Source organism: Pyxidicoccus fallax, assembly GCF_012933655.1.
Taxonomy (GTDB): Bacteria; Myxococcota; Myxococcia; order Myxococcales; family Myxococcaceae; genus Myxococcus; species Myxococcus fallax.
Genome location: NZ_JABBJJ010000468.1, coordinates 1 through 8070, shown reverse-complemented (window position 1 = coordinate 8070; position 8070 = coordinate 1). Strand labels below are relative to the sequence as shown.

The 8070-nt window shown below is 72.9% G+C and carries 7 protein-coding genes and 1 riboswitch; all 7 genes read left to right on the top strand.

All coding sequences use genetic code 11. The features are described 5' to 3' along the window. Positions 1 to 103: 103 nt before the first annotated feature. Positions 104 to 511: a hypothetical protein gene (locus HG543_RS54805; protein ID WP_211194703.1), complete on the top strand. Its 408-nt coding sequence runs from the start codon at positions 104 to 106 to the stop codon at positions 509 to 511. Between the two features lie 88 nt (positions 512 to 599). Continuing rightward, positions 600 to 1670, top strand: a complete 1071-nt coding sequence (locus tag HG543_RS49090; protein WP_343073637.1) for a FecCD family ABC transporter permease — start codon at positions 600 to 602, stop codon at positions 1668 to 1670. A 72-nt stretch (positions 1671 to 1742) separates the two neighbouring features. After that, a riboswitch (cobalamin riboswitch) is annotated at positions 1743 to 1954 on the top strand. Positions 1955 to 2095: 141 nt separating this feature from the next. After that, entirely contained in the window at positions 2096 to 3403 is a 1308-nt protein-coding gene (locus tag HG543_RS49085; protein ID WP_169351885.1) for a hypothetical protein, read from the top strand. Further along, entirely contained in the window at positions 3400 to 4170 is a 771-nt protein-coding gene (locus HG543_RS49080) for a cell surface protein (protein ID WP_169351884.1), read from the top strand. Before HG543_RS49085 ends, HG543_RS49080 begins: the two co-directional genes overlap by 4 nt. Beyond that, positions 4167 to 4694 (top strand): QcrA and Rieske domain-containing protein, encoded by a 528-nt coding sequence (locus tag HG543_RS49075; RefSeq protein WP_343073636.1) that lies wholly within the window; start codon positions 4167 to 4169, stop codon positions 4692 to 4694. Before HG543_RS49080 ends, HG543_RS49075 begins: the two co-directional genes overlap by 4 nt. 144 nt (positions 4695 to 4838) lie before the next feature. After that, positions 4839 to 6524, top strand: coding sequence for an adenylate/guanylate cyclase domain-containing protein (locus tag HG543_RS49070; protein ID WP_169351883.1), 1686 nt, complete (start codon positions 4839 to 4841; stop codon positions 6522 to 6524). Between the two features lie 185 nt (positions 6525 to 6709). Further along, positions 6710 to 8070, top strand: a 1361-nt coding sequence (locus tag HG543_RS49065; RefSeq protein ID WP_246357851.1) for a serine/threonine-protein kinase, incomplete at its 3' end; no start/stop codon positions are given.

The window sequence follows — 8070 nt, the reverse complement described above, 5'->3', positions numbered from 1 at the left end:
GGGCGTTCGGGTGGCCTTTCCGGACGGACGGCGCTTGGAGGGCTTCCGGGGCGGCGGGGACCGGAGTAGATGCGTGCCTGTCTCCCCCCTGGAGTGCTCCCCCATGCTCCGCCGTCTGCCGTCACTCCTCGTCGCTTCGGGCCTGGTGCTTTGCGCCCCGAGTGCCTTCCTGTGGCCTTGCTCCGCCCGTGCGCAGGACTCGGCTCCCACGCCCGCCCGCTCCGACGCGGGGACGGCGCGGACTCCGTCCACCACGACGCCGGCCCGCTCTCCGGCCTCCACCCGCAAGGCCGCGCCCGCCGCAGAGACTCCCGCTCCCGCCGCGGCGCCCGCGCCTCCTCCGGCGCCCGCGCCCGTGCAGGCCGTGGAGTACACGTTCCTGCGCCGGGAGGACCCGGAGGTGGACCTCGCGCAGCTCCAGCAGCTCGGCGCGGAGGGATGGCAGGTCGTCGCCACCGTCGAGGTCGACGGCAGCACCCGGCGCTACGTCCTCATGCGGCCCAAGCGGTGAGCAGGTCGGGCGCTCGCATCGTGCGCGGTCACGTGCATCCCCGTCCGCTTCCTGGCTGGGACGAGGGGAGGGACGTGCCGTGACGAGCGTGGAATCTCCCACGCGGTCCGGAGGCACGTCCGGCTTCCGTGCGTCCCGGGCGTTGGCACTCCTCGGCGCCTTCCTCGCGCTCGCGTTCATCTCCTTCGCCCTGGCCGCGCGCTTCGGCGAGCAGTCCATCTCCCTCATCGCCGCGCTCACCGACCCCACGTCCTCCGACGCGGTCATCTTCTGGGAGCTGCGCCTGCCCCGCGCGCTGCTCGGTGCCATCGTCGGCGCGGGCCTCGCCGCGTCGGGCACCACGCTCCAGGGGCTGCTACGCAACCCGCTCGCGGACCCGTTCGTGCTCGGTGTGTCCGGTGGCGCGGCGCTCGGTGCCACGCTGGCGCTCGCCGTGGGCCTGGCCACCGTGGGCGAGGTCGCGCCGGGGCTCGGTGGAGCGCTGTCCCGCCTGTCCGCGCCCGCGCTGTTCGCCTTCCTCGGCGCGGGCGCCTCCATCCTCTTCGTCCTCTCCGCCAGCCGGGGCGCCGCCGGCCGCGCCCCCTACGCCGCGCTCCTCACCGGCGTCATCTTCAACTCCTTCGCGTCCGCCGCCATCACCCTCGTGAAGGTGATGTCCGCGCCGGACCGGCTCGGCGAAATCCTCCACTGGCTCGTGGGCGCGCTGAGCTTCGAGCGCGTCAGCACCCTGGTCCTCTCCGCGCTCCTCCAACTCATGGCCGTCGGCGTCATGTGGGCGCTGTCCGGGCGGCTCAACCTCCTGTCGCTCGGAGATGACGACGCGACGTCGCTGGGCGTGCCCGTGGCCGCCACCCGCCGCTGGCTCCTGCTGGCCTCCAGCGTCAGCGTGGCCGGCGCGGTGGCCCTCACGGGGCTCATCGGCTTCGTGGGCCTCATCGTCCCGCACCTGCTGCGGCTGGCTTTCGGCCCGGACCAGCGGCTGCTGGTGCCGCTGTCCGCGCTGGGCGGCGCGTCCTTCCTCATGCTGTCGGACCTGCTCGCGCGGCTGGCCTTTCCCCTGTTCAACCAGGACCTGCCCGTGGGCGTCGTCACCGCGCTGCTCGGAGGGCCGCTGTTCCTCGTCCTGCTGCGGCGGCGGGTGGGCCTCGGGAAGGTGTGACGGGGTGTCCACGAGCGGGCCCCTGACGCGGCCGCACACTTGTGGTGCATTGACAACGTTGGCCACCCGCCATAAGCCCCGCGCGTCCTCGGTGCCCTCGTGATTCCACGGGGGCTCAAGGGAACCCGGTGTGAGTCCGGGACTGCCCCGCAGCGGTGAGCAGGAACGAACGCCGTCGAAGCGCACTGGCCCCTTCCGGGCTGGGAAGTGATGGCCAGTAGGTGGGTGCCCTCCAGGCTCCCGCGCCTGCGAGTCCGAAGACCTGCCGAAGACCCGTGCCCTTTCGCACGGACATCACCGAAGCCTCCGAGGGGAGGCGACGGAGGCGTCCCACCCCGTGCGCCCGCGCCGGGCCGCCTTCGTCCCCACTCCTCGCCCGAGGCCCACAGCCCGCCCGTCGGGGGCGGAGAGGAAGCAGGACGCCGATGAAGACCGCCGACCTGAAGCGCGCAGCACCCTGGACGAAGCCCGCGGCCCTCGCCGTGGCCACGCTCCTGCTGGCCCTGACCTCCACGGGCTGCGGCGAGGAGTGCGTGGACGCCTTCGACTGCCGCAACGACAACGGCCAGCCTCCCGCCGGAGAGCAGTGGGTGTGCCGCGACGAGAAGTGCGAGACCGAGCCCATCGAAGGGGAGCCCGGGCCGGGCAGCGATGCGGGGACGGACGCCGGGACGAACCCGGGGACCGACGCCGGAACGGATGCCGGGACGGACGCGGGCACTGACGCCGGGACGAACCCGTGCGACACCGCCACGCATGACGCGAAGCTGGGCACGCTGACGCTCGGGGCGGGCTTCCAGGCCGGCGAGTCGGCTCCGCTGCCGGCGGGCATCACCGCGGTGGCGGCCACGCCCGGCCCCACGTACTCGCTCTACGCGCTGAACAGGGGCACCGGCAAGGACGCGGCGCTCGTCTCGATGGGGACGTGGCCGCAGCTCCAGGCCTCCGCCACGAAGGTCTACGATCTCGTCACGGAGGCGGACCGGAATGGCACCGACGCCGTGTTCCCCAACAACTATCTCGTCAACGACGGCAAGCGGCTCTTCGCCGGGTACACCGTGGGCATGGAGGCGCTGGGCTCCATTCTCGTGCATGACATCGCCACCCCCTCGGCCTCGACTCACATCTCCGCGCCGAAGAACAGCACTGCCGCCATCTTCACCTCTGGCGAGACGAGCACGCTCCTCGTCAACGGTGGCGGGCTCGGCTCGGCGGACGGTGGCCTGGGCATCTATGCGCTGGTGGCCTCCGGGGACCGGTTCAACCCCGTGAAGGTGGCCAACTTCCCCGCGGACGTCTTCAGTGGCTACACCGCCGTGGCGGCCAACGGCATCACGGTGCTGGGCTACTACACCGACGTCAACCTGGCCCACGCGGTGGCTCCGGCGGCCATGAGCCAGGCCATCTCCGCCAGCACGCCCATCGAGCTGGCGAACCAGCCGAAGATCGAGGTGGGCAGCAACTTCAACAGCGCGGTGGGCTTCGGCGACGGCGTGGCGTTCAACCGCGGAGCCTTCAACGCGTCCTTCCAGTTCGTCTCCACGGACGTGTCGCGCTACGCGCTCACCATTGGCATCAGTGATGTCGCCATCGGTGACCGGGTGCCGGTGCTCAGCTACGACGCCACCCAGTGCACCTCCGTGGTGCTGATGTCGAACCTGGGCACGGACCTGCTGGTGGGCCTGGAAGACAAGAACGGCCGCCGCCTCGTTCGCATCCAGCAGGCGCGATGAGCCCGCTTCGCTCCAGCCTTCGTCCCTGGGGCGCGGCGCTCGCCGCGCTCCTGTCCCTCGCCGCCTGTGGTGACGAGGAGGAGGGCCCCACCACGCCCCCGGTGGACGCCGGCACGAACATGCCCGGCGCGGACAGTGGCACCGACGCCGGCACCGACGCGGGCACCGATGGCGGCACACCCCGCCCGTCGGACCCGTACGCCGACGAGGTGGTCGCCTTCACGCCCGGCGACGGCGCCGGCTTCGGGCAGGACCGCTTCCCGGGCGTGGTGCTCGGGCCTCCTTCAGGCGTGGGCCCCGACAACGGCTCGCTCGACGTGCTCTCGCTGGGCCGCGAGGGCTCCATCACCCTGCGCTTCACGGACGTGGGGGTGGTGGACGGGCCCGGCGTGGACCTGCTCGTCTTCGAGAACGCCTTCGCCCAGCCGGGCGGCCGCACCTTCTCCGAGACGGGCCGGGTGGCCGTCAGCGAGGACGGCACCACGTGGCGCGACTTCCCCTGCGCCGCCCAGGATGCCGACGCCGGCTACCCGGGCTGCGCGGGCGTCCGCACCGTGCAGGCCAACCCCGCCAACGGCGTCAGCGCCACGGACCCCGCCGTGGCCGGTGGTGACGGCTTCGACCTGGCCACCGTGGGGCTGTCACGCGCCCGTTACATTCGCATCACCGACAGCGGCGCCAATGGCTACGGCGGCACGTCCGGCGGCTTCGACCTGGACGCCGTCGCCGTGGTGAATGGCGAGCCCCTCCCGGGGGCCTCGCCGTGAAGCGGCTCCCGCCTTCCCCGCCCGTGCAGGAGGTGGACCGGCGCGCCGCGCTCCACACCCTGCTGTGCGGCACCTGTGCCCTGGCCACGCTCGGGGCCGGGTGCGGCGGGGAGTGGCGGGAGGCCGTGGTGCTCGACGCGCCGGATGCCGGCGCGCCGGACGAGGCCTGCTCGGGGGCGCCCACGCCGGGCACTCCCGAGGAGGGCTGGGTGGAGGTCCGCCTCGCCGACCACCCCGCGCTGCGGGAGCCGGGCGGGCAGGCCGAGGTCCGCATCCCCCAGGCGCTGCTGGACGTGGTGCTGGTGCACACCGCGCCCGGCTGCTACGCGGCGCTCTGGCGCATCTGCACCCATGGCGACTGCGCCGTGGGGTGGCTGCCGGCGGACGGCGTGCTGGAGTGCCCCTGTCACGGCTCGCGCTTCGGGCAGGACGGCCGGGTGCTCACCGGGCCGGCGACACGCCCGCTCGCCACCTTCCCGGCGGTGCGGGCCGGAGACTCCGTCTTCATCCACCGCCCCCGCTGACCCGGCCCGAGGGGCCCCGCGCACGCACTCCCAGTCATAACGCGGTGTTGGGGCCCTACCGGGAGTCCGGATCGCCCACGTCGCTTGAGAGTGCAAGTCACCCACTCTCAAGACTCGGGAGAGTCGTGTAAGGTCGGGCATTCGATGTGGCAGATCATCATCAACGGGCCCGGTTACTTCGACACGTCCTACGATCTGCCCGAGGGCGTGACGAGCCTCGGCCGAGCGGACGAGAACGACATCGTCCTCGGCGGGGACCTCGTCTCGCGCCGTCACGCGCGCTTGTACGTCGAGGGTGACGTGCTGCGCATCGAGGACCTGGGCAGCCGCAACGGCAGCCGCGTCAACGGCGCGGCGCTGCAGGGCTCCCGGCAGTTGTCTCCCGGGGACACGGTGGCGCTGGGGGAGAACACGCTCTCCGTGCGCCAGCCCAACACCGTGGAGAACGCGGCCACGGAGATGGTGGACCTGGGCGCGGGCGGGGTGGTGCGCTTCGGCCACGGGCAGGACGTGGGCCCGGCCGTCCTCCTCGCGAAGAACGTGAAGGACGCGGACGTGCTGCGCCTGCTCGACAACGTGGGGCCCGTCTCCTTCGACGACAGCTTCATGTCCTCGTCACCGGTGCCCACCGCCACCCCGCGCGTGGGCCAGGAGACGCTGGTGCTGTTGTTCCGCACCGCCGAGGCGCTGGCCACCGCCGCCACGCTGTCCTCCTTCCTCGACGTCACCATGGACCGGGTGCTGGAGCGCACGGACGCCACCACCGCCGTGGTGCTCCTCAAGCACTCCTCGGGCGCGCTCGTGCCCGCCGCCGTGCGCCACCGCGGCAAGCTGGCCAAGGGCGAGGTGCCCGTCTCGGACGCCATCGTCGAGGAGGCCCTGAAGCAGGGCCGCGCGCTCGCCGTGGGCGACGTGCGCGACGACCGCCGCTTCGCCGGCCGCGAGAGCGTCATCATGTACGGCGTGGACCGGGTGCTGTGCATCCCCATCGGCTCCGAGCCGCCCTTCGCCGGCGTCCTCTACGTCAACACCGCCGCCAAGGGCGACACCAGCGTGGAGGTGATGCTGGACGCGTGCACCGCCGTGGCGCACCTGGTGGCCACCGGCGTGCAGAAGTTCGCCCCGCGTGACGGCTCGCCCGCGGCGGAGCGGCTGCGGCGCACGCTCGAGCGCTTCCACCCCCCGGAGGTGGCCGAGCGCCGCGCGGCCGAGGCCCAGCGCAACGGCGGCCGGCTGCCCGGGCTGGAGGAGCGCAACGTCACCGTGTTGCATGTGGAACTGACTGGCTTCCCCACCCTGGCCGCGAAGCTGGGCGCGGCGAGGGCCACCCAGGTGCTCAACGACTTCCACTCGCGCATGAGCGGCATCGTCTTCAGCTTCGAGGCGACGGTGCAGGGCTTCCAGGGCGACTCCCTGCGCGCCCTCTTCGGCGTGCCCTTCGCCAAGGGCGAGGACTCGGTGCGGGCGGTGCGCGCCGCGCTGGCGCTGCGCGCGGACTGGGAGCGGGCCATGAGCCGGCGCCCCCTGGACGAGCGCTGTGATTTGCGCATCGCCCTGCACACCACCCGGGCGCTGGTGGGGATGATCGGCAACGACGTCCGCTCGGACTACACGGCGGTGGGCGACGGGGTGGGGGTGGCCGGCTGGCTGGCGGCCACCGGCAACCCGGGGCAGGTGCTCATCACCGGCAAGGTGCTGGCCTCCGTGGGGGCCCGCTTCGACGTCCAACCCCTGGGGGAGCGGCTGCTCAGGCCCCCCAAGGACCGGATGGCCGCCTTCGAAGTCATCGAGGAGGATGTAGGCGCGCTCACCAACCCCGGGCTGCGCTGACCCCCACCCGCGGCCGGTTGACGGGTTGATGGAACAGGCCCGGACGGGGTTCAATGCCCCTCCCCGCCCACCGTGGTGCCTTCCCCCACCGCATGAATGCCTCGACCCAACCCGCGCGGCTGAGACCCTTCCGGCCCCAGCCGTTTGGCCGGTACACGCTCCTGTCGCACCTGGCGACGGGCGGCATGGGGGAAATCTACCTGGCGCGGCTGGAGGGCGCGCAGGGCTTCGAGAAGCTGTGCGTCATCAAGAAAATCCTTCCGCAGCTCGCGGAGGACACCGACTTCGTCGAGCGCTTCGTGGGCGAGGCGCGCACGCTCGTCCGCCTGAGCCATGGCTCCATCGCCCAGGTGCTGGACATGGGGCTGCACGAGGGCGAGGCCTACATGGCCCTCGAGCACGTGGACGGCAAGGACCTGCGCAAGGTGGCGGCGCGGGTGCGCGACAGGCAGGTGCCGCTGCCGCTGACGTTCATCCTCCACGTCATGGGCCGGGTGCTGGACGCGCTCGCCTACGCGCACCGGAAGAAGGATGACGACGGGGAGGACCTGAAGCTCGTCCACCGGGACATCTCGCCGCAGAACATCCTCATCTCCTACGAGGGGGAGGTGAAGGTCATCGACTTCGGGCTCGCCAAGAGCCGGCTGTCGGCGGCGAAGACGAACCCGAGCATCATCCTCGGCAAGTTCCTCTACATGTCGCCGGAGCAGGCGAAGCACCAGCCGGTGGACCGCCGCAGCGACCTGTACGCCGTGGGGCTGACGCTCTACGAGCTCATCGCCGGGAAGAACCCCTTCGACAGCATCCACCCCGGCGAGCTGATGTCCGTGGTGGCGAATCCGAGGATTCCGCCGCTGGACGAGGTGGAGCCGCTCACGCCACGCGCGGTGACGGCGCTGGTGTCCAAGGCGCTGGCGGTGGACCCGGCGCAGCGCTTCCAGACGGCCGAGGAGTTCCGCGGGCGCCTGCAGGCGTGCCTGATGGAAATCGACCCGAGCGCGGGCCCGGAGAGCGTCAGCCGCTTCATGCGCGAGCTGTTCGCCGCGGACTTCCAGTCCGAGCGCCGGCTGCTGGCGACCCTCAAGGAGGTGCCGCGCATGGCCGCGGCCGAGGCGCCGGCGGAGGAGGGTGGCCCGGCGCCGCGCCCGGCGATGCAGCCGCTGCTGCCGCCGAAGACCATCCGCCTGGATGGCCCCGTGGAGGCGCTCTCCTTCCATCCCACCCCGCGCAGCCGCGAGGGCGGCGGCCCGGTGAGCGACGGTGAGACGCGCCCCGGCGTCATGGTGGACGAGTCCACCCGCCCCGCCTTCCCCATCGAGGCGCTGGAGGAGGAGGCCCGCGCCCGCGCCGCCCGCCAGCAGCCGCAGGCTCCCGAGAGCGCGTCCTCGGTGGAGGTGCGTCCGGAGGCCTACGTCCGCCCGGCCTCCGAGCCCCCGCAGCGTCCGTCCACGCCCGAGCCCGCGCTCCGGCCGGCCACGATGACGCGCGAGGTCCCCATGGCGGTGCTGCCGCCGGAGGCCCTGCCGCCCGCGCCCCCGCCGAGGCC